We start from the raw sequence: 24,933 nt of genomic DNA, 5'->3' as shown, positions 1-24,933 counted from the left end.
TTCATCAGCGGCTCGGCGGTAGCAAAGCCGTCACTCGCTACGGCGCTGTTGAGGGCGCGCTCGCGAGCGGCTTTGCTACGCCGAGCGACACCACCTGGAGCGAGTTCGCCCGATGTCGCGGCGTGCACCGCGGCCGGATAACGACGCTGGAGGAAATCGTTCGCAGCCGGTCTTCACGATCCGCGCGAGTGCTTTGCATGAATGCTGCCTGCTTCCTCGTCTGCGGCGGCCCGAGTGTCCGCCGGCACGCCCGAGTCAATGCCAGTACCACAAGGCCGGCAAGACGTCAGGTCTGGGAGCCAGCTTGTACGGTCGTATCGTATTCGGGAATGTCGTCGAAGGAGGCGTAGTTGAGATTGTAGAGTTTGGAATAGAGGCCCCCCGTGGCTATTAGCTGATCGTGGTTGCCAGCCGCAATAACTTGGCCATTCTGAAGCACGATGATGCGGTCGGCACCCCGGATCGTGGCAAGACGGTGGGCGATCACGAGGCCAGTACGGCCTTCAAGCAGCTTTATCAGAGCCTTCTGAATCTGCATTTCCGTGTAGCTGTCGATGTTGGCGGTAGCTTCGTCGAGCACGAGGATCTTGGCGTCGGCGACGAGGGCGCGGGCGAAACTGATAAGCTGGCGCTGGCCGAGAGATAAGTTGTCGCCGCGTTCGCCAAGTTGGGTCTCATACCCATCGGCGAGGCTCATGATGAAGTCGTGGGCGCCGACCGCCTTGGCCGCCTCGATCACCTTGTCTCGCGTGGCCTCTGTCTTGTGGTATCGAATGTTCTCGAAGACCGTCCCGGTGAACAGGAATGGCTCCTGCAGCACCATGGCGACCTGGCGGCCGAGCGATTCCTGGGTGAGATCGCGCACATCATATCCGCCGACCAGCACTTGGCCCTGCTGAACATCATAGAAGCGGTGGACCAGGGCCATCGCACTCGATTTGCCAGAACCGCTCGGCCCGACCAGTGCGACCGTCTCGCCGGGATTGACCCGGAAGGAAACATTTTTCAGCACCGAACGGTTCGGATTGTAGCCGAAGGTGACGTCCCTGAACTCGACCGAGCCGTCCATTTCGGGCGAAAGCACCTCGGCATTGGGTTTGTCCTGAACATCGATCTTGACGTCGAGCACATCGGCCAGGCGCTTGCCTGAGGCCATGGCGCGCTGCATGACCGAATATTGCAGGGTGAGTGAGCGGATCGGGTCAAAGAAGCGCTGGATGTAAAATAGGTAGGCAACCAATACGCCCACATCTATGCGGCCATTCAGGACCATCGAGCCGCCGACCACAATAACGGCGGCCATGGCGAGGCCGGTGAGGCCATCGACGATAGGCACCATGACCAGTGCATATTTGGCAGCGATCAGGTGGGTCCTGAGGTTGGCATGGGCCTTGTCGTCAAAAAGGATGAAATTCACCTGCTGGCGGTCCATGGACTGGACGGTGCGCACGCCGTGAATGGCTTCGGCCTGCGCGCCGTTGACGACGGAATTAGTCTCGTGTGCAGCCATGAAGGCGGCGCGGGCACGCGGCAGCCAGACAATGCGGACGATCACCAGGACCGGCAGAACCGAGAGCGTCAGGAGGCCGAGGCGGAAGTCGAGCCACAGCATTAGGAAAACGATGCCGAAGAGAAGCGCAACATCGCCTACGGAATATACCGAGGTTTCGAGGAATTCCTGTATGGAGTTGACGTCGCCTTGCAGGCGCGACATGAGGCGTCCGACCTCGGTCTTGTCCATGAAGGAGAGCGAGACCTTCTGCAGATGGCCAAACATGGCGCGGCGGATGTCGAACAGGACAGTTTCGGCCACTTTCCCAACCACGGTTTCCTGCATGTAGCCGGCAGCGAAATTGACCAAAATCGCCAAAACGAACGCGCCGACGGCCGCAAGCTGGGCTGAGCGATCGTTCCTTGCCGGGTTCATGCCCTGGTCGATCGCGTAGCTGATGATCAACGGGATGAGAAGCTGCGTCCCGGTGAAGATCAGCATTGCTGCAATCGTGATGACTACCCTGGCCCGATAGGGACGGACGAAGGCCCAGATGCGCCGGAGGATGCTCTTGTCGAAAGCCCGGCCGAACATCTCCTCCTCGATGCGGTGCGAGCCGACAACCGCGCGCGGAGGGCGTCTGCCGTCGTCACGGTCGGCTTCGAGTTCGCCGGCGCGGCCCTGGGCCATCAGCGGGCGTCCCCATACTGGGTCATAATGTCATCACCCGGGCGGGTCTGGAGATCGTAAAGGGCCCTGTAGCGTCCCCGCTTCGCCAAAAGCTCTTGATGCGTGCCGCGTTCTACGATTTCGCCGTTATCGACAAAAAGGATCTGATCGGCATGCATAAGCGCACTCAGCCGGTGCGCGATGATGATCGTCACCCGATCCTTGGCGAAGCGCCGCATCGCCGCGCGGATGCGCTGCTCGGTGCCGGCATCGATCGCGGCCGTTGAGTCGTCGAAAACGACGACGGAGGGGCGCAGCATCATGGTGCGAGCAATCGTGAGACGCTGGCGCTGGCCGCCAGAGAGAGAGACGCCGCGTTCGCCCACGACCGTCTCGTAGCCTGCTGGGAGCCCGAGGATGTAGTTGTGGAGCTGGGCGAATTCGCCAGCGCGTTCTATTCGCTGTCTCTTCGCCCAGGGATCGCCATAAGCGATGTTGTTCTCGATCGTGGTGGTGAATAGGAATGCATCCTGCTGTACGACGGCGACCGCCTTGCGAAGCGTCGCGAGGGTGACATTACGTATGTCCTGGCCGTCCAGCGTGATGGCGCCACCGGTCACGTCGTAAAAGCGGGGGACCAGATGAGCCATCGTCGATTTGCCCGAACCCGGCGGACCGACGATCGCGATCGTCTCGCCTCTACGGGCCTCAAAGCTGAGGTTCTTCAAAATGGCGCGGTTTTCGGCGCTGGGGTACGCAAACGAGACATTGTGGAAGCGCAGAGTGCCGTCGCTTATCTCGAGCGGTCTGGCCTCGAGAGCATCCCTGATTGTGATCTCCTGGTCGAGGAGACCGAAAAGCCGCGAACCGCAGCTAGAAGCGCGGGCAAAGGCATTGACCATGAGGCCGATCTGGCGGACTGGCATTTGCAGGATTGTCATGAAGGTCAGGAAGGTCGCCACCGTTCCGACGCTGATCTCGCCAGCGACGAGCCTGCTGCCACCGATCCAGAGCACCAATCCCATTGCGAAAAAGAAGGACAAGGTCATCGCCGACGTGCTGGGCACGTAGATGTCAACGCGGTCGTGGGCGAGGTCGAGCGCGTTCTTGGAAGCGCCGTCGAACTTCAGCATCTCATAGGCTTGAGCCGCAAAAGCGCGGACCACGCGGATGCCTGCGAGATTTTCCTCCATCACGCGGCTTAGTACCGAAAGCCGCTCATGCAGGTCGAGCCAGGTGGCGCGCAGCCTAAGCTGTGTGGCCGATGAGCGCCAGGCGACAAAAGGCACGAAGCTCAGCGCGACCAGGCCGAGCATGGGATCGGTCGAGATCATCATGTAGGCGCCGATCCCGAGCAGCATGGTGAGCAGGACCACGCGAACGAGCGCGGTGGAAAAATACATCCGCACGCCTTGGAGATCGAGCATTCCGATGGTGATCAGATCGCCTGAATGGACCCGGTCGTGAAAGGAAAAGCTGAGACGCTGGATCTTGTCGTAGTAGGCGAGCCGCAGTTCGTACGCGACATGATGCCCGACGGCTTCGGCAAAATAGTTCTGCGCCATCGTGAAAAGGCCGCGTAGCGCGCTGACGGCGAGCAGCAGGAGAGCCGGGGTCCAGAGCGCTTGTCCTGCGGCGGCCCCCGCGACACCGCCCCCGATGGCTGTCTGGGTCTGGTCGACAGCCCGGCCGAGAAGCTGGGGAATGAGCAACTGGAGGATTGCCGCCATGATCGTCGAGCCCATGGCGAAGGCGACCTGCCAGGGATGCCGCAAATTCATACGCGTGATGCGGAACAGCGTACTCAAATCCTGGCCCCAGCGCGCCGCTTCCACATGGGTCAACGAATTCAGAGCGTTCGTTGCGCTGCCGATAGCATCACTGCTCACGGGTGTATTCCCGACTGCATTTTGCGTCTTCGAGGCAAGCCGAAGGACCAATCATCAAAGGGCCCGCCATTGTTAATCCTGTCCACCACCTGCAGCAGGGCGCGTTCCTATAAGCCGAGCCGCGGTTTCACTTACTGGCATGTCGATCACCGTGATTCCGCTTGCCGCAAGGAAACGCGCTTCGTTTCTGGTCAGCGTTTCCGCGTCCATTACCGCGCAATGTGGACCTCGGGAGCGCTTCATGATCTGCCTGGCGTAGGTGCGCAGCATCTGATCGTTGAAGCGGCAGCCAACGAAGAAAAATCCACGGGTGATGCGCCGTTCCTTCACCACGTCTGGGATCGGTGTCTGGACATCGATTTCGGTCAGGACTTCGACATAGTCGGAATCTGCGACGAGAAAGTTTTGCGCCGGCCTAATACTCCCGTGAGGTGTATAGAGAACCGTCTTTGCCCCCGATCGGGGGTCGAGTTCCCTCCCGGACAAATCGTAGGTTTTCGTCCAAATGTTACCGATTTCGTTCGCCCGCGTGACGCCTTGTATCTCAACGACGTCCGTTCGGCCGGTCTCTACGAGAGCCGTGCGCATCGCGCCGTCGTACCAGCTGTCGACGATGAGGGAGAGCGGCAGCCTTGCCAGCCAGGCGTGGAGGAGGGTCGGCGCCACCGGCGCTGCGAATATGTCGGTCATCCAAGCTTGAAGCGTTCGGCGATGCCGGCGCTGTTCGATGAACTGCGCAACCGACCACATATTGGTGCGGATCCTGGAAGGGGCTGGCGCCCGTGCATTGAGTGCCGCGGCAACGACCTCCGGCGTATGTGGCACAGGCGGTTCCGCACAGTTGAACCCAAGAAGACCCGGACCGAGATAGGGGATCACCTGATCGGCGGCGAGCGCTTCCTTCGCCAGGTCAAGCAGCTTTTCGGCAAAACTGTCCCGCACGATGACGAGGTGGCCCGATGTCAGGATCGTGTTCATGCTCGTTTCCTCGCGACGCACCTATCGAGGGGCAGCATCAGTCCTGTTCGGAAACCTTCCTTGCCTCGACGGTGATCGGCAGACGCGTATCCCGTGGAAGATCGGGTAGGAGGAGCCGCCACCCGTTCCTGAGCGTCACAGTTCCGCCCCACAACTCTTCCTTCTCGAGCTTGATGATCGGCTCTTCGAGGTCCTTCTTCGGGACATACGCCGACAAGCCAGCCTCGGTCCTGCGGATCATGACTTTCATCTGGCCGTCCCTTCATTGGTATTGCTTTCAGCACTGCAGGGCGCCTCGGCTTTGTCGAGGCTCATCAGTTCACGCGCTCGCATGCCGACGACGGTGCCACGGTCGACCCATTCGACCGCATAGATGAAGAACTGCTGGAGAAAGGTGCCAATGTCGCGCACATATCCCTCGTCGCCCTTCCGCACGAGATTTTCGCCGATCTCCCTGCCAGGATAGGTGCCGTCATTTTTTATGTGGCGAGTGGCACGTACCCGCTCTCCCGGCATGAATCGTGGAGGCCTGCGGATTTCGACCTCCTCTTCGCGTCCGAGCGACATGTCCGTTCCCTGATTTCTCTTGAGGCTGCAGATTGTGAACAAAGGCGTTCCAGGCGTCCTGCGAAGGCATCCCCGACCATGTCGGCAACCCAATCTTCGTCACGCAGGAACGCAGGTCTTCGGCACCGGGCATACCGAGGCACATTGCTGCGCATCGAAGATCCCCTCGCACTCGGTGCACTTTTGCGGCTCGATCACATAGCTCTCGCCTTTGAACTTGATCGCGCCGGAGGGACACTCGAATTCGCAGGCGCCGCATTGGGTGCATTGGGATGCGATGATCTTGAAAGCCATTTTAACTCCTGGTCCGAATGGATGAGACGCGCTCAGGCCGTCGCCGCGAGTGCGGGGGTCCCACACGCGGCGGCGTAAATCGCGCTGATTGCGGTCTCGATATAGTCGTGGGCATATGCGTCGATGGCTCGGATTCCAGCGTCCGCGAGCTGATCCTGCGGGCAATTTCCGATCTTGGCGCACAGCACGATATCTATGCCTTCAAGCGCTGCGATGACGCCATCGAGGGCGGCTTCTCCGCCCCAGCCGCCGAGGCAATACTGCTCCACCTTGCGATGCCCAACAAAGCTGATCCCTCTCGGCGAGGCTTGATAAACCTGGAATTCCTTCGCATGGCCGAAATGTTCATTGACGCGGCCGCCGCCCTTGGTCGCCACCGCGAAGAGAAGGGACTTGCCGGGGCTCGCTGCCTTGACCAATCCGATCGCTTCTCTCCTAGCCGCCACGTGATCACGGCGCTCCTCCGCGACCAGCTCCCGATAGGCCTTGCGATTGCTGGCATCGTAGGTGACCTCGCCGGGAATCCGGTCGAGTGTGAATTCCTGGCCACGATCCTCTCCGAGCAGGCCGACGGCATCTGCCCGGCACTGCCGGCAGTGGCGCATCAACTGGGCGCCGCCTTCGACACGATCCTGAAGAGCCTTCATCTCCATTGCGTTTGGGCCGCGTTGCCCGCTCAGTCCGTAGTGCGTGCCGTGCGCCGGGTCCGAAATCAGCGGCATGAGGTTGTGCAGGAACGCGCCTCGCTCCTTGACCCATCTATTCACCTCGATCAGATGCTCATCGTTCACGCCGGGGATCATCACCGAATTGATTTTGGTGAGGATGCCGCGCGCAGTCAGCATCTCCAGACCCAACATCTGCCGCTCGTGCAGGATCCGGGCGGCTTCGATGCCGACGTAGCGGCGATGGTCGTAAAAGATCCAAGGATAGATCTTTGCACCGATCTCAGGGTCGACCATGTTGATGGTGATCGTCACGTGATCGACATTCATGTCGGCAAGCTCATCGACATGGTCCGGCAGCGCGAGCCCATTCGTGGAGATGCAAAACTTGATGTCTGGGATTTCCCTGGCAACTCGTTCGAACGTTGCCTTCGTCTTCTTCCAGTCGTAACAGGCATCGCCCGGTCCGGCGATGCCGAGCACGGAGAGCTGCGGCACCTCGTTGGCGACCGCGACCACCTTGCGTAGCGCCTGGTCGGGCGTCAGCTTTTCGGAGACCACCCCAGGCCGACTTTCGTTGGCGCAGTCATATTTGCGATTGCAGTAGTTGCACTGGATATTGCAGCCGGGCGCGACCGCGACGTGCATGCGCGCGAAATAGTGATGCGCCTCTTCTGAAAAGCAGGGGTGATCCTTGATCTTCTCCCAGATAGCCGGATCCGTGTCGTCCGGCTTTATCGACGAGCCGCAGGACGAAGACGCGCAGCCACCGGCTTTCACGGTGGCAAGCAACTGGTCACCGAATGTCGTGCTGAGGCTCTCAAGCGAAATTGCCGGTGCGGACATCGAACGGCTCCGTTGCTGGGTGAATGTCGCAGTTCAAACCGCAAGAGCTATGCCAGCTCAAAGAGCGGTTTTGGTTCACGAATTGGCTTTCGTGTCGGATTCCGTCGGATTGCTCCGACACACCTTTGTCGGGCTTCCGACAGTGGACAAGCAAATCGGGTCGCGAAGGCTACCAGCCTTGGGCGCGAAGGGTGTGAGGGAGACTACTTCGGGCTTACGTTTGACGTCATCACGACGTCTAGAATTTCTTCACCTCGATGCCATATCGGCGCAGCGCGTAGCCGATTTGCCGCGGCGTGAGGCCGAGGATACGAGCCGCCCTGGCCTGAACCCAACCGGCCTTGTCCATCGCGTCGATCAGCCGATCGCGTTCCGTCAGACGCGGGGGACAAGCGGGATCGTTTGGATCGCCGGCCGCAAGGGAAGATACGTTGCCTGCGGAGGCACCGATGCGACTGGCCGGCAGCCGCAATCCGACCGGCACTGCGTTGACCCGTGCGAGATCGTCGATGGTATTGCCGCCATTCGAGCGGTCGGCTCGCTTCCAGAGGAGCCAGGAAAGGCACTGGCTCTTCTTACAGGCGAAATCGGATGGCGTGATCGTCCTTGAACGCGCAAGTGTCGCCGTCCTTTGGACGCAGTTCTCCAGCTCGCGGACGTTACCAGGGAAGTAGCATTGCGAGATCAGGTCAAGCGCCGACGGCGCGAAGGCGAGTGCGCGATCGTTCTCCTTGTTGAATCGGTTGAGGAACGCGTTCGCAAGGCGTGGAATATCGCCGGGTCGCTCTCTGAGCGGAGGCAGGATAATTGGCACCACATTGATGCGGTAATAAAGGTCGGCCCTGAACTCCCCTTTTATGACGGCCATCTCGAGGTCCTTGTTGGTGGCGCATATGAGGCGCACGTCGACCTGTAGCGTTTTGGTGCCGCCGACTCGCTCCAACTCGCCTTCCTGCAAGACACGCAACAACTTGGCTTGAAAGGCCGGCGAAATCTCGCCGATTTCATCAAGTAGCAGCGTTCCCTCATTTGCCAATTCAAAACGACCGGCGCGCTGGGAGATAGCACCCGTGAAAGCGCCCTTTTCATGCCCAAACAGTTCTGACTCCAGAACGCTTTCAGACAGTGCGGCGCAGTTCAATTTGACGAAAGACTTCTTCCTCCGACGTGAGAGCTTATGGATGGCTTGCGCAAAGAATTCCTTGCCGGTGCCGCTTTCACCCCGCAGTAGCACGGTGGAATTGGTCCCTGCTACGACCGAGACGGTTTCGAGCACCTGCTTGAGTGCGGGGCTTTCCCCGATGATCCCGTCGATTTTGACATCCGCATGCCGGGCAGGGTCGTAGGTCCTCCCCTCGTTGGGCGATTTCTCCGGTCTCCATTGCTCATGGACAGACCGCTGACGATCTGTACTCAGGATGCGATGGAGACGGATCGTCCGGCCGACAAGGTTGGCGACCATCGTCAGGAAGTATGTGTCCTCGTCGTCGCGAAAGTCGGTGGCGCCGTCTCCGGCGCGATCGATCGACAATGTCCCAAGGATTTTATGATCAGCCTTTAGCGGGATACCGATAAAGGCAATTGGGATGGTGCCGCTGCTCGAAGATGTTTGAAGGTCAGCCTGAAATAGTTGGGACTTGCGGACGTCCGGGATGAAGAGCGGCGTCCCCGTAGCGACGATTTGATCTGTTATGGCCTGTGGTATGACGCGGCGAGTGCCTGATTGAGGTGCGTCGGTATTGCCGGCAGTTGCGGCAATCTCCGGCTCTCCTTCAGCGTCCAGGACGACGATTGCTCCGTGACGCATCTGCAGATACGAAGGCAGGATGTTCACGACATTGGCGAGCGTAATCTCCAGCTCGCTGGGGGCGGTCAGCACCTTCGATATCTCGTAGAGTCCCCTGAGCGCGATATCTGCTTGGGGCATGCTTTTGATGGGCGGTTCAGGGCGGGTATCCCGAGGTGCTACCTCGTCGACCCGATCTTGCGGTACGTGAGCCATGGAAACACCTCAGCGGTTGTCGTCCAGAGTGCTCCTCCTTTTGTGTCTGAGTCTGAATTCTGAAAGGACAGTATTCACGAGCTTCTCTTCGTGGCGCGGCAATTCAAGCAAAGATAGACTTGGCGTTGGTCGCGACCTCATGTGTACCAAGATTGACCCTCTTGATACGGTGCGTGCGTCCTCATCCGAATTTGAAGAGGACTCCGAAGCCGCCGCGTGGATAGTTCCACTCGATCTCGCCACTGGTCTCGCACAAAATCCGGCAGGTGCCGCACTCCATGCAGCCGTCGGCAGTGATCTCCACTTGACCTTTGTCGTTCAACTCATAACATTTCGCGGGGCAGACGTGGGTCAGCGCGAGCAAGTTCGCGCTTGGCCTCTCGTGCGGTCGCACTTTGATATGCGGACGGCCGGAATCCACCAAGTAGCGGTTCTGGTAAAGCTTGTCCTCGACACGTGACTTCGTCACTGCGATCGTCATTTCGTCTCCCCTCAGCGCCACGCCAATGCAAGGCGGACCGCGTCGCTGACCAGCCCCCAGCGCGAGCGCGCCTTGATGAAGGCCGCCGTGGTCGCCTTTTCCTTCTCGATCTTCGGCGTGCCGTCGACACGCATGAAGTTCTGCGCGGCTTGCGACATCAACCGCGGATAAGTCGTGAAGTAATTGCAGGAATTGGTGTGGAGCAAGGCCGGCATGTCTTTGTATTTCCTTAGGTCCTTGACCACGAAGGACTTGTCCAGCATGGCTTTGTAAAGGGCGAGATTCCGTTTGGTCATAGGACCGTTGCGGCTCTTGACCTCGATGATTGCCTCAGCCGCGATGCGGCCGGAGGTCATGGCGAGGTTCGAACCCTCGCGGTGAATGGCGTTGTTCAGTTGCGCGGCATCGCCGACCACGACCCAACCGTCGCCAAAGAGCTGCGGAATAGCCTTGTAGCCGCCTTCGGGAATGAGATGCGCGGAATATTCTTTCACTTCCGAGCCGGCAATCAGCGGCCGGATCGAAGGATGGGTTTTTAAGGCGTCGAGGAGGACGTAAGGGCTCTCGACCATCGCGGCGAAGTCGGAGACGAGGCAGCCAATGCCCAGTGAGATCGACTCCTTGTTGGTGTAGAGGAAGCCGAGCCCGGCCATGCTGCGGGAGGTCGTGCCCACCGCCTCGATCACGCAGCCTTCATCGCCTTTGAGGCCGAACCGCTGCTCAATGACCTCTTCGGGGAGGAAATGCATTTCCTTGACGGCGAGCGCCACGGTTTGCGGCTTCGGCATCTCGCGCAGGCCGGCCCGCGTGCCAAGCAGTCCGCAGACACCTTCTGCGAGGACGACCACGTCCGCGTAGATGGCTCCGCCGGCCCGGTCTGTGCGGACGCCGATCACCCTGTCCTTGGCGTCACGGATGAGTTCCGTCACAGTCGTCTCGCACAGAACCGTCGCGCCGGCCTCGCGCACCTTACGCGAAAACCATTTATCGAACTGGGCACGAATGATCGTGTAGCGGTTGGGCTTCGCCTCATTGAAGTCGTCCGACCGATAGTGAATCCCGGTGTGGGACGTGTCGTCCATCACCCAAAGCCGCTGTTCAACCAAATGCCGCTCGAGAGGCGCATCGTCCCGGAAATCCGGGATGATCTTCTCCAGCATGTTCGCGTACATGATGGCACCCTGGACATTCTTGGACCCCGGATATTCACCCCGCTCCAACTGCAGCACCTTCAGGCCGTGGCTGGCCATGGTGTAAGCAGCTGCGTTTCCGGACATGCCGGCCCCAATAACAATGGCGTCGAATTGTTCGTCAATCATGTCCATCCCTTAGCTCGCAAGCTTGTCGCGACTGTGGGGCGACAGCCGCCGCGTGAAGGCTTCCGTCAGTGCGGGCAGGAAGCGGATCGCGTCGGTGACGATCCCGAGGTGAGCGAAATCGAAAATCGGCGCGTTCGGGTCGGTGTTGATGGCGACGATGAGATCCGCCCCCTCGACGCCAACCCGATGCTGGACGGCGCCGGAAATCCCGGCCGCTATGTAAAGCTTCGGCCGGATGGTCTTGCCAGTTTGGCCGATCTGCCGATCAGCCGACATCCAGCTCTTCTGGACCAACGGGCGCGAACAGCCATGCTCGGCACCGATTGCCCGCGCGAGATTCTTCACAAGCTGCAGGTTCTCCGCCGCGCCAAGACCGAGGCCTCCCGCAACCACGACGTCGGCATAGGCAAGATTTGCCTTTGCCGACTGACTATCCGGCAGGAAGCCCAGGACTTTGGTAACGATCTCGTCCTCGGCTACCGAGAGCTTGTGCCGGATGACACGCCCGACCGGTTTATCCGCCCGCTGCGGCATGGGCATGACCCTCGGTCGCACTGTCGCCATCTGGGGTCGGAAATTGAGCGTATAGATCGTGCACAACAAGGAACCGCCGAAAGTCGGACGGGTGGCGGCGAGCGAACCGTCGGTATCCACATCGAGTTCGGTGCAGTCGGCCGTGAGCCCTGTCTGCAAGGTCGTCGCCACGGAGCCGGCAAGATCCCTGCCGAGTGTGGTGGCACCGAGAAGAAGGATCTCGGGTTTGTGGGTATCGACCAGATCCGTCATCGCCTTGGTGAATGGCTCGTTCCGATAGTCGGCGAGCAGCGGCGCCTCGACGATGTAGACAAGGTCGGCGCCATAAGCGAACGCTTCGGCAACGGCGTTCCCGATGGCCTCTCCCGGCGGTCCAAGGACGACGCCCGCAAGCTGGACCTGAAGCTTGTCTGCTAACTTGCGGCCTTCGCCGAGCAGTTCGAATGATACGGGATGGACCTGGCCGCGTTCGAGCTCGATGAAAACCCAAACGTGCCGGTAGTCCTTGAAATGCGCGGGCAGCTCCTTCTTTATGCCGGCACGGCCGGCGGCAGGGCGAGGGGTTTCTCGGTTCGCGGTCGACATCGTCTGCTCCTTGCCCTCTCACGCGCCGCCGTTGAAGGCGAGCTCATGTTCCAATGCCGGCTGGCGGGTGAAGATTGCCGTGATGAGTTCGTCAGCGACATCGCGTAAGGCCATCTCGGCGGTGTCGATTTTTGCCGCCTTTTCCGCCCGCGCAGGAGGCGCGAAAACGCGCTTGACGACCGTCGGTGAGCCGCGCAGGCCGCATTTGGTGAGATCCTCAATGCCGGCATCGGCCGCACTCCATTTCAAGACCTGGCTGCGCGCGGCGCACAGGGCGTCATGGATCGAGCCCCGGCGGATCTCGTTTGTGGCTTCCAGCATGGTGATGAGGCAAGGGAGCCTGCTCTTCAGCATCTGTGTGCCGCCTTCGGAGCGGCGCTCGACCTTGATCTCGCGCGCAGCAATATCAATGGAGGCGATCTTCGCGACATAGGTCAGCTGCAGGAGTCCGAGGCGCTTGGCGATGCCGGGCCCGACCTGGGCGGTATCGCCATCGATCGTCTGCTTGCCGGTAAAGACGAGGTCTGGCGTGCCGAACGTCTCGCCAACCTTCGCGATTGCCTGGGAAAGGGCGAAGGAGGTCGCCAGCGTGTCGGAGCCGGCAAAATAGCGGTCGGTCAAGAGCACCGCTCGGTCGGCGCCGTAACCGAGCGCCTTGCGCAGCGCGTCCTCTGCCATGGGCGGACCCATAGTGAGCACGGTGACTTCGCCACCATAGGCGTCGCGCAGTCTGAGCGCTTCTTCGAGGGCGAACAGGTCGTAAGGGTTGATAATGGTCGGAACACCCTGGCGCATGATCGTGTTCGTCACCGGATGGACCCTTATCTGTGCCGAGTCCGGCACCTGCTTGATGCAGATTACGATGTGCATTGGCGGTTTCTCGAGGCTCCTGTCCGGATGCGGGCTTGGCGGTTATCTCTTTGGTGCGCATCATTCGTGCCAACTGTTTTGCGCTGCCCCGTATTCCTAGAACTTCGGTTGCTTGCTTCTGACGGCGCCGTGGTGATGACCGGATTGTTGGCTTCTCGACATTGTCGCGTCGCAACCCGTGTCGCGGTCATTCCTGTCCGAACCGCTTCAGTACGGAGTCGAACGGGACAAAGGTGCGGCCCGGCGTGGCAGGTTTGGTCGGATCGTGGTCTTTGAGCACCTTGAAGACCCGCTGCGTGAGCGGCGAGGAAATCGCGAAGTCCTCGTAAGCGCGTTCGAGCGTCGCGCGCACCCGCGCGGCAATCACCTGGTCGGGCAGACCGGAGAAATCTTCTTCGGCAAGGTATTGGCCCACGCGCTTCATGATATGAAGCCGCGAGACATTCAGCACCTTCGGGTCATAGGAGACGCCAAGGACTGCGAAGAACTCCTCCGCAGCCGACAGGCGCTTCAGTCGTGCGAGGATGTCGGTGAAATCGATGGGGCGGCTGTCAGCGGAACAATTCATTGCATTCTCCCTGGTCGGAACTGTGGTGTCGGTGCGCTCGCGCACGGCTGACCTGGACCGCACAGCTCCGCGAGGGATGCCTCGCTGCACATTCCATCGTAGAGCTCGACCAGTTGAGTTGCAGTGACGGTCGATTTCGTCTCGGCCGCCTCGCGCCGGACGCGGGCCACCATCGCGGCTGCCAGATCCGGGTCGAGATCGCGACCGCTTTCGCTCAGCACATGGGCAATCGCAGTGGCGCCGGAATGCTTGCCGATGACGATACACCGGCAGCGGCCCACGAGAGCCGGATCGAGCCCCTGATAAGTAAGCGAGTCCTTCAGCAGCCCTGCGACGTGAATGCCGGATTCGTGGGTGAAAACATCGGCGCCGACGACCGGCTTAATGGCCGCGGTCTGCCGGCGGGCGGCCCAAGCCACCTGGGCGGCGAGGTCGGGCAATGCGGTCAGCTCGATGCCGGTATCCGCGCCGTCGAGGACCGCCATCGCGGCGGCCACCTCTTCCAGCGCGGCATTGCCCGCACGCTCGCCGAGCCCCAGGACGGTGACGGAGGCATGGCGCGCGCCTGCGCGGATCGCGGCCAGCGTGTTGGCGGCAGCAAGTCCGAGATCGTTGTGCGCATGAAATTCAAGGTCGATTGGAGACTGCGCCACGAGCTGGGCGACAAGTTCGAAGGTCGAAAACGGGTCGAAAACACCTACTGTGTCGGCTAGCCTGACGCGGCTTGCGCCGGCGCGTGCAGCCGTCTCGATGACGCGGGCGAGATGATCCCGATTGGCCCGCGAGGCATCCTCGCAGCCCACCGCGACGAAGAAGCCGGCGGCGGCTGCGCGCCTGACCATATGCTCGATGACCTGGAGCGCTCCCGCCATATCGGGGCCGAGCTTGGCGGCAAGTTGGATGTCCGACGCAGGCAGCGATAGATTGACGGCGTGGACGCCGCTCTCGATCGCTGCATCGAGATCCAAGGACGTCATCCGGCACCAGGCCATGAGCCGAACCGGGAGACGCCGCGCGACCGCGGCGCGAATTGTTTCGATCTCGTCGGCGCCCATGACCGGCGTGCCGATCTCGATCTCTGTGACGCCGGCCGCCGCAAGAGACTCGGCGATCTCCAGCTTTTCCGTCGTGGTAAAGGCGACGCCGGGCGCCTGCTCGCCATCGCGCAAGGTCGTATCGTTGAGAAAGACATGACGGGTCATGAACGGTAGCCTGTTCTGCTGCCGCTCAGGCATGGACCGGATTGAACGTCTTCGGAGCTTCGCTTACCCGGCCCAGAACTGGGAAAGCCACGCAGCTTCTCCACGATTGCCGGCATGACTTCGAGCACCCGGTCGACGTCCGCTTCGCCGTTGTCCCGCGCCAAGGAGAAGCGGACTGCCGCGTGTGGCGTTTTCATCGCGCTCAGGACATGGCTCGGTTCCAGCGAGCCGGAGGTGCAGGCGGAGCCGGAGGAACACGCGATGCCCACGCGGCTGAGGAGAAGTGGAATCCCATCACTTTCGACATGTTCGAAGGAGATGTTTGCGGTGTTGGGCAACCGGTCCAGGTGATCACCAGTGACACAGGTGCTTGGGATGCGCTGGAGAATCCCGTCCTCTAAACGGTCGCGGAGCGACTTCACCCGTGTGCTCTCGTCGTCCATGAATTTCAAGGCGAGTTCGGCCGCCATGCCGAGCCCGACTATGCCGGGCGTATTCTCGGTGCCAGCACGCCGGTTGTGTTCTTGGTGGCCCCCCTTGATCAGCGAGTGGAAATTGACGCCACGTTTTATGAAAAGCGCGCCGATCCCTTTCGGCCCGTGCAGCTTGTGGCCGGAGAGCGACAGCATGTCGATTGCAGTCGACTTCAGGTCCATCGGAAGCTTGCCGACCGCCTGCACAGCATCGGTATGGAAAAGGGCGCCCACTTCCTTGGCCAACTCGGCAAGCCTGGCCACGGGGAAGATCACACCAGTCTCATTGTTCGCCCACATTATCGAGACGATTGCCACCTGTGGGGTGAGGGCGGCCATATAGGCGTCGAGGTCGAGCCGGCCACGGCAATCCACCGGGATCCTGTGCACCTTGACGCGGCGGGTCTTCTCAAGATGCGCGCAGAGCGTCAGCACGGCGGGATGCTCGACCGCGGACGTCACGATCTCGGTTCGGTTGGGCGCCGCCTCAAGCGCCGAAAGAAGCGCTGCATTGTCGCTTTCTGTCCCACCCGAGGTGAAGGTGATCTCATCGTCGAACTCCGCGCCGATCAGAGCTTGCAACTGCCTCCGCGCCTTTCTCACCGCCGCACTGACTGAGGCGCCAAGAGCGTGCGCCGACGAAGGGTTGCCGAATTGATCCCTAAAGAACGGCAACATCGCTTGCACGACCTCAGGATCGACCCGTGTGGTTGCGTTGTTGTCGAGGTAGACAGGTTTCATGTGCGATCCTCAGTTGACCGGAATGACGCGAGCGCGCGACCGCCTCATTGAGCCTCTGGCGTATGCCGTTGATGATGATGGGCCCGAACTGGCAGCCGGCGCAGACGCCCGAGAGTTTGACGTAGACCGGATCGGCGTCGACATGGACAAGTCCGCAGTCGCCGCCGTCAGCCCGCAGGCAAGGACGCCCGAACACGACAACGTTATCGATAAGCCGAATTTGGCGCAGCAGCGCGATTTGGCCGCCAGCAGCTTGGGTGCCACCAGGAACCGAACTGTTTCGGGAGGCGACGTTCTTTGCATCCTACCTGAAGCGATTGCCGGTCCCAAGATCGGCTTCGACCTTGCCTTGTTCTTGAGGACAGGGACATCTGTTGTGCCGGCCATGTAAGCCTCCTCTGCCGCAAATGAGTCCGTCGGCGGCAATCGCTTCATGGACCCGCACAGGCGCTTCGGGCGATCAACTGAAGGACTTGCCGCAGCCGCACTTCTCGCGCGCGTTGGGGTTATCGAAGACAAAGCCGGAAGATTCGAGCCCGGTCAGGAAGTCGACGGTCATGCCGGCGACATGCGGTTGGGAGCCCGCGTCCACGAACAGCTTGATCCCATCTGTCTCGGTGATCGCGTCGCCCTCGCGCGACACGCTCTCCAGGCCCATTAAGTATTTGAAGCCGGCGCAGCCGCCGGCCTGGACCATGATGCGAAAGCCTTCCGCCGGCTCGCTGGCGCGGGAAAGAGCAGTCTTAATGGCGGCAACAGCGTTGTCGGTGAGCGTAATCATGGCTCCATTCTCCTCAGTCCGGGACCTGCTTGCGCATCAGGTTGCATGCACCGTGCCAAAGCGAAAAAATGTTTCAACACAGCGCGGCATCTCTGACACTGCCGTGGTTCTTGTGAGTCCATTGCTGCGAAGGTGTCGGCCAACCGACACGTACTGTCGGGTTTGTCGGGTCCGCCACGGGGGATGTTGGGCCTGAGTTCTTGGCTGAACTCACATTAAACCAATGACCATGCAGAAGACTTCTCTCTGAGCTTGCTCCGGCGCAATTGGCACGGTTTTTGAAGCTCCATTTGGTGAGGCGGCAAGAGACTGCCGATCCACAATCATGTCGTGGGTGCCCTCGCGATCGATGGGGCGAAGCAAGGGAGCAACATGTCAGGACTGGGTCAGATACGCTTTGTTTGGCGAAGCAGCGCCGCCCGTGGCATCCGAATGACCGATTGGCCGATTGCGACAACACCCACAATCGCTCACCACCGCCCGGTGGCCACCGACCGCCTCGATGAGATTCCATCGGCATGTGCCTGCTCGTGTCACTCGGGTCTCGCCGCTCCGATAGCACCCCCGGTTTTCGCGCGGGTGCGACGACGTGCGCACGCTGTCCAGCGACACTTTGTTCACGGGCCAGCAGCAGATCAGGGTCGAGCATTACGGCGCGCCCGATCGGCTGAAGATTCACCGGCAGGGCAGCTGATCCTCACACGTAGGTGGAAGCAGGGGTAAGACATGGACCAGCGCGAGAAACCGTCGCCGGACGAAATCCGGCGGGCGTGCGAAGACAATCCGAAAATCCGGGAGCATGATCTCGCCGCTCGATTGGGCATTTCGGAAGCCGAATTGGTCGCGGCGCATTGTGGTCACGGCGCGGTGCGCATCGAGCCGCGCGTCGATGATCTGCTGACCGGCCTCGAAGCGGTCGGCGAGGTGATGGCGGTCACCCGCAACCAAAGTGCCGTGCACCAAAAGATCGGCGTCTACGACAAAGTGGTCACCGGCAACCCGCATGCCATGGTGCTCGGCGACGAGATCGACCTGCGCATCTTCCCGAAAGCGTGGGCGTATGGCTTCGCCGTCGAGAAGCGCGAGGGAGCCGAGATCCGCCGCAGCCTGCAATTCTTTGATGCCACCGGCGAGGCGATGCACAAAGTACATCTCAGGCCCGCCTCGAACCTGCACGCCTATCAGAATCTGGCGGCAGAGCTTGTATCCTCCGACCAGGAGCCGATCATATCGGTCGAGGCGAGCGGGGCGCTCGATAATGCAGTGAGTCCAGACCAAGCCGCCACGGTCGACGACCTACGCGAGCACTGGAGCCGGCTGAGCGACGTGCATCAGTTCTACCATATGTTGAAGACCCTGAAGCTCAGCCGCTGCCAGGCGATGCGTATGGCCGACGAGGATTACGCCTGGCTGCTCGACAATGATGCCGTTGGCGCCCTGTTCCAACAGGCGGCCGAAGACGAGATGCCGATCATGTGCTTTGTCGGCAATCGTGGTTGCATCCAGATCCATTCCGGCCCGATCAAGTCGGTCAAGCAGATCGGGCCGCGGATCAATGTGCTCGACGAGAACTTCCATCTCCATCTTAGGACTCATCACATCCGCGAGGTCTGGGCCGTGCGCAAGCCGACGAGGGACGGTCACGTCACGTCCGTTGAAGCCTATGGCGCCGACGGCAAGATGATCGTCCAGTTCTTCGGCACGCGCAAGGAAGGCGAACGCGAGCGCAGCGACTGGCGGTTTCTGGCCGAGAGTCTGCCACGCGTTCCCGGTCCGACCGACCGGGATGTGTAGAGTGCCGACAGGCCCTCGGATTGAACCGGCCGCCATAGGACTCGGCACCACGTTCCGACAGCGGCTCGCGAGGAAATATAGGTCCATGTGCGATAGAGCTTGCCGTGTTAGCGCATACGCACGGTCAGGTGTGCACGCCGGAATTGACCGCATCGATACAGTCAGGCTCGTCGCCGGCCGGATCGCTGCGCACGAGTGCATCGCTCGTCTGACCGGAAATCCTTGCAGCGGCTACAACAACGCATATGCCATCAGCGCCGAACCGAAGCGGAAGCGCGGCCGGGTCTTGTCGGACCGCACCCGAACCTTGCGCTGGATCGCGTCGTTGCTCAATCCGGGCCGTGCGAGCGATCTCCTCGCTCGTCGACCGGAAGGCTGTGCAGCAGCAGCCAAGCCGAACAGCCCGATGTCGCGGACTCGACAAAACCGACCACGGATGTCGGTTGTCGGACGTTGTCCTAAGAATGATGGACAGGTGATCATCAGCGGCGGGCCTAGTGCAGGCTGGCATTGCTTGGTGCAGCGCCATGGGTACGCCTATCCGGCACGCGACTTGCTTCGACAATTTGATCAGCAGGGCATCAGCAGTGCGTCACGGAGCTCAGAGGTGATTGACCAGCCTCTCAACCCTAACGGGGATAAGCGGCGGCTTTGCTTCATGACCGCAGCGCGGCGGAGATGCCCCTTCTGATCGACTTCGCAACCGATCTCATCCGCGCTGGTGCAGGTGGGCTGTATCAGGCGACAGAATCTAGAAGGCGCCCGACAAGAGACGTGCCCATGCTGGAAATCGACTTTATGAACAGCGGTGCAATCTCAATCGAGCCATGAACGCCAATGTAGAGAAAACAAAATGGCGACCAACCCCGTTCCAGATCATGTCCCGCCCGAAATGGTGAGGGACTTCAGCCTGTTTACATCGCCAGGGATGCCACCAACACCCAACGGGGATCCACACGCAGCTGTCGCTTGCGTACATGACGGGCCTCCGATCTTTTACTCCCGCTACAACACGCAAGATGGCCGGGGTACCTGGGTCATCACCCGTGCCGCGGACCAGCGGAAAGTGCTGCAGGACGCAGAGACTTTTTCCAGCCATCGCAGCATCTTCTCCTCCATACTGGGTGAAAACTGGCCGACGATCCCGCTTGAGCTCGATCCACCGGCCCATGGCGTCTTTCGCTCACTGCTCAATCCGCTGCTTTCGCCAAAGCGGGTGTTGGCTTTGGAACCGGCTGTCCGCGAACGGGCGGTCGAGCTGATCGAAAGGATCGCCGCGGCGGGCACAAGCTGCGACGTGATGAAGGATTTTGCCTTTCCTTTCGCGGTGAGCACCTTTCTTCGCTTTCTGGGGTTGCCCGATGACCGACTCGATACATTCGTCGGCTGGGGGAAAGATCTGCTCCACGGCGACGATAAGGAACGACCTGTGGCTGCCCGGACGATCGTGGCATTCATCGACGAACTTGCAGCCATGCGCCGCCAGGAGGCGGTTGACGATTTCATGACCTTTATCGTGCAGGCACAGGTCGAGGGCCGCCGGCTGACGGACACCCAAGTCCGCGGCATCGGCGTGCTTGTCTTCGTCGCTGGGCTCGACACGGTCGCAGCAGCTATAGGCTTTGACTTGGCGTACCTCGCGCGCAACCTCAAAGATCAGCAATTGCTGCGGAGCGAACCGGACCGCATCCCGCTCGCAACCGAAGAATTGCTGCGGGCCTATCCGCCCATTCAGTTGATCCGCGTGGCTACGAAAGATATCGACTTCGAAGGCGCGCCGATCCGGAAGGGGGACTATGTTTCCTGCGCCACGATGATTGCCAATCGTGACCCGGCGGAATTCGAATGCCCCAACACAATCGATTTGGAGCGGGAGGACAACCGCCACGCAGCGTTTGGCTATGGTCCCCACCGTTGCCTTGGCTCACACCTTGCCCGGCGGGAGATTGTCATTGGCCTGGAGGAGTGGTTGGCGCGCATCCCGGCTTTCAGGATCAAGCAGGGTACGGCACCGATAACTTCTGGCGGCCATGTGTTCGGGATCGAAAATTTGATCCTGGACTGGTCTTAGGCCCGCGCCGAGCAGGGGCACAGACAACGGAGTCAGCTCCATGCGCATCATCGTCCAAAATGCCAAATGCCAGGGTCACGCGCGATGCGCGGCGCAAGCGCCGGACATCTTCAAGCTTGATGACGAGGGTTACATCCTGCCTGGTGACATTGAAGTTGCGGAAGGGGAGGAGCTGCCTGCATCGCGAGGCGCGCGATCCTGTCCTGAACGTGCGCTGGAACTCACCCGCCGCTGACGCTTTTGAATCAGACGTCATTCAACCGTGAGTCTGGCGGGCCTGAATGGGGTCGACCATTTCGCCGCATTGGAAAGAACAGCACGCGACCTCTGTCCCAGCACGGTCCACGTCCAACTCCGCGGGGGCATTTCCGGCGCCGAGGTGTTCCCCATGAGGCGCAAACGGCAGGGCGGGGGTTCGCGAAACACCTCTTCCAATCATAGAATTTGCGACAGAGCCGAGGACCAGACGAAAATTACCGAACTACTCGACCGCGAGGCGATCCGCGACTGCCTCTACCCGAAGAACTCCCCGACCCATGTTGCGGCCGGCCGGGTCTCTGCATGACTTGATAGGACAACCCAGGAGAACGGCACCATATTTGCCCAACACTATGCCCGGCTCAGCACCGGCCGATGGCCGCAAATCGAGCTGGACAGGAGGTTCGACCAGCATGTGCTTGCCTGTGTGCTTTCACGTGCGCTCGAGGAGATCGAGGCCGGCGAGGCGACGGCGACGGAGGCAACCGGCCTTTCGCGCGCCGAGCTGCGCGATGTCCTGGCCCGCTGTTTCCCTGCTATTCCTATCAACGCGTTTGCCTTGGAAGAGGTGAGCGAGCCCGAGCCTGACCTGGAGGAAGAACTTCTGCGCGGACTGCTGCTGGCGCATGCCCGGCCGGGCGACCCGGCGAGCGCTCGCTTCGCCAAGATCATCGCCCGGCGTGCCATGCGCAATGACCATCTCTGGCAGGACCTTGGCCTTTTTAATCGAACCGACCTCGGCCGCCTGCTCGCCTCGCATTTTCCGACGCTGGCGGCCGGCAACACCCAAAACATGAAATGGAAGAAATACTTTTACCGCAAGCTCTGCGAGGCCGAAGGTTTTTCGCTGTGCAGCGCGCCCAGTTGCCGGGAATGCAATGATTTCGAAAGCTGCTTCGGCCCGGAGGAAGGCGAAAGCCGCCTCACACGGATCAAGGACGGCATCGCCTCGGATTGAGAGCCGCTTCGTAGATTGTACAGCGCCAGCGCTCGCGCCGCGCCATGAATGTCGACGGACACCTTCGGGGATTGAATGCTGTGCCTGCTGTCCGATTACTCGCCATGCTCGCTTCGGCGGGCGCCGTCATGATGGCGGTGCAGGATGCGACCCGCACCATCGCCGCCGAGCAACTGGTGTTCTCCGGGCCGTTGCTGCTCGCCTGCCTCGCGGTTGCGGCGCCTGGGCGGCCGCGGTTCACCGACGTCATTGTTCGCGCTGGTGCACAGTTTCGCCTCGCTCACCCATTGGGGCGGCCAGATTGTCTCCGGCGTGGCCATCAATTTCGTTGCTGCCGGCTCCGCCATCATTCTCGGCCAGGTTCCGGCAGCGCGCGCGCTGGGGTTCCTGGAAATTTTTCGAACTTTCTGGATCACGCCTCAACCCGAATTGCGTGTGCTTGTTGGACAAATTAGGTCACTAGATTCGGATTTAGGATAGATTTCAGGAGGCTTCGAATTTCTAACGCTCGCGACCTGGCAGGTGGTTCACGTCAGCACGAAGGCGTTTAACTCTACGTGTCTTATTAGCAGCTATGCGCCTAATCTTGGCCATTCAGAGTACCGTCCCTGGTTCCTGAAAACGGACGTGAATCTAGCCATGATGCTGCGCTCGCGGGAGGGATCAAAACTGTCAACAGACCGAGCGGGCAAATCTAAAGGCCCACTTGACGACGAAGAGACTCCATCCTATCTCATGTATGTAACGTGAGATAGATGATGGCCTTGAGATACCAGATGCTGCGCTCGGATCAGGAGCCTGTGCTCGCAGGAGCCTTGAATGGGAAACTCGCATTCGCGCGCATGATCCAGAGCATCGACGGCAATCCAGAGACTGCTTCTCCCCTCTTCCTGGACTTTCGCGATGTACGGTCGCGACTGCAAGCTATCTTCGCGAGTCCGTATTTTCACTCAAGTCATACCTACGGTTGATAGATTCAAAGCTCTACGCAGTCGCAGCAAATCTGAATGAATCGGTGTATGATGAATTTCAGATGGTTGCAGACGCGAAGAATGATGCCATCATAAGCTGCCATCTGAGCGACGGCGGCCAAATTTCTGATGTTGTCCTTGTTGGTAAACTTGACCCAAAACAACAGATTACATTTGACCTAGTTAATAGACTCCGTAAGGCCGACGCGAACACCTTGAAAGAACGCTTCGGCGAGACGGAGAAGACCACGGCTTGGAACAACCGACTCGCTGGACTGGCCGCTCGTGGCCTGATCCGCGAGTTTTCAAAGGGACGTGCCAAATATTATCGGCCCGTCGTAGAGGTAGGGAACGATGGGCGCTGAGTTTCTGAGCCGGATAAAGAAAACGATTCGGAAGACCATCGACATCCAACGGGTGGCTTTGGCGACGCCTCATCTGTTCTCGGCGATTCCTGGGGAGAAGCCCCGAGTCTATCTGGGTACAATCGGCTCCGGCGTCGCGGTCGCGGCAGGCGAGTCGTTCATAGTGGAGTCTAGGAAGTCCGGTTCGATCACATTCAGGCGGGGCAACGACACCGTTGGCTCGATGGACAATCCGCCAACGCAGATAGTCTCCTCCATCCAACAGTCAGGTGGGGTTGCTCGCGCGGTTGTTCAGCGCGTTCATGCCATCTCAGGCAAGGTGGATGTCACGCTGTGCTGACCGACGCAACCAAGAGCACTGAACTCCAGACGCGCATGCTCACGGACAACCCGTACACAAATACGATGTGCCTGGGTTGCGGGATCTGCTCGGAGCGACGAATCTGTGGTGGACTAAGCCTAGAGGCGCAGATTGTGGATTGCTTGCATCACTGCTGCGGCACGCCCGACTTCTGCACGAAAGTCTGCGCTAAGAACACCGTGCTGTTCCCCCAGCAAGTGCGGGAAATCGGAGGTTTCGACCTGGACAGCACGCCGCGCGCGCCTGTTCGAGCCATCACGCTCAAGGGGGATATCGTCGAACTGATCTATCACGGCAGCCGTCGCTCGCAGGCACTGGACGCGGATATCGTGGCGCTGAGGTTGGCGGATGTCGTGGACTTCCGTCGCAAACGCTCCAAGCATTCCAGCGCGGAGCAGCTTCGTGAGACGTTTCGCCTGGCGCCGGATTGCAAGATCATCCTGACCGGCGTGGACCACGACCATAGGATTGAGTCCTGGTGGTCGCTCGGTTCCGCCCGTCCGGCGATCATTAGGGGGCTGGTGGCGCTCGGCATCCATATGGTCACCACGCCGAATTTCAGCCTCGTTCTAGATCATCCTCGTTGGGACGATCTTCACGCTATGAAACGTATCGCGCTGGTCTTCGCCGAATTCCAAGAGAACGGCCTAGCATGCGCATTGCATCCTAATGGGCGAACTTTTCAGGATTTCGAACGCTGGATGTCCTTCGTCGTCGAGCGTCCAGAGGTGCAGGCTCTCGCTTACGAATTCATCACCGGACCAGATCGTACTGGACGACGGCAATTTCATCTCGATCGCCTTGCCGAACTGGCCGCCGCTGTAAATCGTCCGCTCGACATCATCATGCGCGGCAACCCACAGGTCATTCCTTTCCTGCGCGGGCATTTCCGCAAGGTCATTTACATCGATACGACGGCCTTCATAAAGACGCAGAAGCGTCGCATCGCTGAAAGAGTCGCGAACAGTGCTCTTGAGTGGGTCCCTTTCAAGACGCCACCCAAGGCCTTCCTCGATCCATTGCTAAGGATCAATCTTGAGGAGCAGGTGGCTTATCTTCGGGCCGCCTACTATAGCCTACCGCCGCTGGCGGCCAAAGCCGCCTGAGGTGCGCCATAGATAGTCTGACCTTCGAACTGGTTGACGATATTGGACTGGCCGCCTCAAGTGGACCGGGATGGGCGGCACGAATTCCGCCGC

The 24,933-nt window shown here is 60.4% G+C and carries 24 protein-coding genes and 1 pseudogene; 8 read left to right on the top strand and 17 right to left on the bottom strand.

The genetic code is table 11. The annotated features are described in order from the left end of the window. Nucleotides 1-286: 286 nt before the first annotated feature. From NKJ09_RS17995 to NKJ09_RS17915, 17 genes are all read right to left on the bottom strand, one after another. The gene (locus NKJ09_RS17995; RefSeq protein WP_352763195.1) at nucleotides 287-2,182 is read right to left on the bottom strand and encodes an ABC transporter ATP-binding protein; all 1,896 of its coding nucleotides are present in this window, start codon (nucleotides 2,180-2,182) and stop codon (nucleotides 287-289) included. Then, entirely contained in the window at nucleotides 2,182-4,050 is a 1,869-nt protein-coding gene (locus NKJ09_RS17990; RefSeq protein WP_352763193.1) for an ABC transporter ATP-binding protein, read from the bottom strand. Before NKJ09_RS17990 ends, NKJ09_RS17995 begins: the two co-directional genes overlap by 1 nt. Nucleotides 4,051-4,122: 72 nt before the next feature. Further along, nucleotides 4,123-5,028, bottom strand: coding sequence for an SIR2 family NAD-dependent protein deacylase (locus NKJ09_RS17985; protein WP_352763190.1), 906 nt, complete (start codon nucleotides 5,026-5,028; stop codon nucleotides 4,123-4,125). Nucleotides 5,029-5,065: 37 nt separating this feature from the next. Continuing rightward, on the bottom strand, nucleotides 5,066-5,278 hold the full coding sequence (gene nifT / locus NKJ09_RS17980) for a putative nitrogen fixation protein NifT (RefSeq protein ID WP_352542071.1): 213 nt from the start codon (nucleotides 5,276-5,278) through the stop codon (nucleotides 5,066-5,068). Beyond that, nucleotides 5,275-5,595: a nitrogen fixation protein NifZ gene (locus tag NKJ09_RS17975; protein WP_352542072.1), complete on the bottom strand. Its 321-nt coding sequence runs from the start codon at nucleotides 5,593-5,595 to the stop codon at nucleotides 5,275-5,277. Before NKJ09_RS17975 ends, nifT begins: the two co-directional genes overlap by 4 nt. Before the next feature lie 99 nt (nucleotides 5,596-5,694). Further along, nucleotides 5,695-5,955: a 4Fe-4S dicluster domain-containing protein gene (locus tag NKJ09_RS17970; RefSeq protein WP_352763186.1), complete on the bottom strand. Its 261-nt coding sequence runs from the start codon at nucleotides 5,953-5,955 to the stop codon at nucleotides 5,695-5,697. Beyond that, on the bottom strand, nucleotides 5,922-7,400 hold the full coding sequence (gene nifB, locus NKJ09_RS17965) for a nitrogenase cofactor biosynthesis protein NifB (protein ID WP_352763183.1): 1,479 nt from the start codon (nucleotides 7,398-7,400) through the stop codon (nucleotides 5,922-5,924). The genes NKJ09_RS17970 and nifB overlap by 34 nt, the downstream gene beginning before the upstream one ends. Nucleotides 7,401-7,638: 238 nt before the next feature. Then, nucleotides 7,639-9,402 (bottom strand): nif-specific transcriptional activator NifA, encoded by a 1,764-nt coding sequence (gene nifA / locus NKJ09_RS17960; protein WP_352763180.1) that lies wholly within the window; start codon nucleotides 9,400-9,402, stop codon nucleotides 7,639-7,641. Nucleotides 9,403-9,583: 181 nt separating this feature from the next. Next, nucleotides 9,584-9,883 (bottom strand): ferredoxin family protein, encoded by a 300-nt coding sequence (locus tag NKJ09_RS17955; RefSeq protein ID WP_023678245.1) that lies wholly within the window; start codon nucleotides 9,881-9,883, stop codon nucleotides 9,584-9,586. A gap of 11 nt (nucleotides 9,884-9,894) precedes the next feature. Next, nucleotides 9,895-11,202: an FAD-binding protein gene (locus NKJ09_RS17950; protein WP_352763281.1), complete on the bottom strand. Its 1,308-nt coding sequence runs from the start codon at nucleotides 11,200-11,202 to the stop codon at nucleotides 9,895-9,897. A 9-nt stretch (nucleotides 11,203-11,211) separates the two neighbouring features. Continuing rightward, the gene (locus NKJ09_RS17945; protein ID WP_352763178.1) at nucleotides 11,212-12,321 is read right to left on the bottom strand and encodes an electron transfer flavoprotein subunit alpha/FixB family protein; all 1,110 of its coding nucleotides are present in this window, start codon (nucleotides 12,319-12,321) and stop codon (nucleotides 11,212-11,214) included. Nucleotides 12,322-12,339: 18 nt separating this feature from the next. Then, entirely contained in the window at nucleotides 12,340-13,191 is an 852-nt protein-coding gene (locus tag NKJ09_RS17940; RefSeq protein WP_352763175.1) for an electron transfer flavoprotein subunit beta/FixA family protein, read from the bottom strand. Between the two features lie 187 nt (nucleotides 13,192-13,378). Further along, nucleotides 13,379-13,759, bottom strand: coding sequence for a nitrogenase stabilizing/protective protein NifW (gene nifW / locus NKJ09_RS17935; protein ID WP_352763279.1), 381 nt, complete (start codon nucleotides 13,757-13,759; stop codon nucleotides 13,379-13,381). Next, on the bottom strand, nucleotides 13,756-14,961 hold the full coding sequence (nifV, locus tag NKJ09_RS17930; RefSeq protein ID WP_352763173.1) for a homocitrate synthase: 1,206 nt from the start codon (nucleotides 14,959-14,961) through the stop codon (nucleotides 13,756-13,758). The genes nifW and nifV overlap by 4 nt, the downstream gene beginning before the upstream one ends. Beyond that, nucleotides 14,958-16,175 carry a cysteine desulfurase NifS gene (gene nifS, locus NKJ09_RS17925; protein ID WP_352763171.1) on the bottom strand — a complete coding sequence of 406 codons (1,218 nt, stop codon included), beginning with the start codon at nucleotides 16,173-16,175 and terminating at the stop codon, nucleotides 14,958-14,960. Before nifS ends, nifV begins: the two co-directional genes overlap by 4 nt. Continuing rightward, nucleotides 16,126-16,371 (bottom strand): NifU family protein, encoded by a 246-nt coding sequence (locus NKJ09_RS17920; RefSeq protein ID WP_352646939.1) that lies wholly within the window; start codon nucleotides 16,369-16,371, stop codon nucleotides 16,126-16,128. Before NKJ09_RS17920 ends, nifS begins: the two co-directional genes overlap by 50 nt. 264 nt (nucleotides 16,372-16,635) lie before the next feature. Further along, complete coding sequence (locus NKJ09_RS17915) at nucleotides 16,636-16,956, bottom strand: HesB/IscA family protein (RefSeq protein WP_023678237.1); 321 nt, start codon at nucleotides 16,954-16,956, stop codon at nucleotides 16,636-16,638. 726 nt (nucleotides 16,957-17,682) lie between these two features. Between NKJ09_RS17915 and NKJ09_RS17910 the strand changes: the two genes are divergently transcribed. The 8 genes and pseudogenes from NKJ09_RS17910 (at nucleotide 17,683) to NKJ09_RS17875 (ending at nucleotide 24,840) form a co-directional block, all read left to right on the top strand. Continuing rightward, the gene (locus NKJ09_RS17910; RefSeq protein ID WP_352494970.1) at nucleotides 17,683-18,750 is read left to right on the top strand and encodes a hemin-degrading factor; all 1,068 of its coding nucleotides are present in this window, start codon (nucleotides 17,683-17,685) and stop codon (nucleotides 18,748-18,750) included. Between the two features lie 853 nt (nucleotides 18,751-19,603). Continuing rightward, nucleotides 19,604-20,821, top strand: a complete 1,218-nt coding sequence (locus tag NKJ09_RS17905) for a cytochrome P450 (protein ID WP_352763168.1) — start codon at nucleotides 19,604-19,606, stop codon at nucleotides 20,819-20,821. A gap of 40 nt (nucleotides 20,822-20,861) precedes the next feature. Continuing rightward, a complete protein-coding gene (locus NKJ09_RS17900) occupies nucleotides 20,862-21,056 on the top strand; it encodes a ferredoxin (protein ID WP_352763166.1) in 195 nt (64 codons plus the stop codon). 360 nt (nucleotides 21,057-21,416) lie between these two features. Further along, nucleotides 21,417-22,037, top strand: coding sequence for a nitrogen fixation protein NifQ (locus NKJ09_RS17895; RefSeq protein WP_352763276.1), 621 nt, complete (start codon nucleotides 21,417-21,419; stop codon nucleotides 22,035-22,037). A 252-nt stretch (nucleotides 22,038-22,289) separates the two neighbouring features. Further along, nucleotides 22,290-22,397: pseudogene (locus NKJ09_RS17890) on the top strand (ABC transporter permease); the annotation flags it as partial. Between the two features lie 655 nt (nucleotides 22,398-23,052). Then, nucleotides 23,053-23,373 (top strand): hypothetical protein, encoded by a 321-nt coding sequence (locus NKJ09_RS17885; RefSeq protein WP_352763165.1) that lies wholly within the window; start codon nucleotides 23,053-23,055, stop codon nucleotides 23,371-23,373. Then, nucleotides 23,363-23,713 carry a hypothetical protein gene (locus tag NKJ09_RS17880; protein WP_352763162.1) on the top strand — a complete coding sequence of 117 codons (351 nt, stop codon included), beginning with the start codon at nucleotides 23,363-23,365 and terminating at the stop codon, nucleotides 23,711-23,713. The genes NKJ09_RS17885 and NKJ09_RS17880 overlap by 11 nt, the downstream gene beginning before the upstream one ends. After that, a complete protein-coding gene (locus NKJ09_RS17875; protein WP_352763159.1) occupies nucleotides 23,707-24,840 on the top strand; it encodes a hypothetical protein in 1,134 nt (377 codons plus the stop codon). The genes NKJ09_RS17880 and NKJ09_RS17875 overlap by 7 nt, the downstream gene beginning before the upstream one ends. Nucleotides 24,841-24,933 lie beyond the last annotated feature (93 nt).

It is taken from the genome of Mesorhizobium sp. M0189 (genome assembly GCF_040322135.1).
Classification (GTDB): Bacteria; Pseudomonadota; Alphaproteobacteria; order Rhizobiales; family Rhizobiaceae; genus Mesorhizobium.
Note: the sequence above shows the minus strand (reverse complement) of the source record. Positions and strands in the feature narration are given on the sequence as shown.